The 254-nt window shown below is 68.5% G+C and carries 1 pseudogene; it reads right to left on the bottom strand.

What is annotated here, in order from left to right:
- Positions 1-25 precede the first annotated feature (25 nt).
- Positions 26-254: pseudogene (locus tag SB816_RS33415) on the bottom strand (enoyl-CoA hydratase); the annotation flags it as partial.

The following is a 254-nucleotide window of genomic DNA, read 5'->3' on the forward strand; positions in this document are numbered from 1 at the left end:
CCGCACCGCGCCGCTCCCCTGCCCGCTACGAACGCCAGATCGGCTCGCGCTTCTCCAGGAACGCGTCGATTCCCTCGCCCGCATCTTCTTCCATCATGTTGCGGGCCATCACGTCGCCCGCATACGCGTATGCATCGTCGAGCGGCAGCTCGCGCTGCCGGTAGAACATCTGCTTGCCGTAGCGCACCGCCGCCGGGCTCTTCGCGACGATCTCCGCGACCTTGCGCGCGACGGCAGCGTCGAGCGCATCCTCC

The organism is Achromobacter sp. SIMBA_011, from assembly GCF_046535435.1.
GTDB lineage: Bacteria > Pseudomonadota > Gammaproteobacteria > Burkholderiales > Burkholderiaceae_B > Achromobacter > Achromobacter dolens.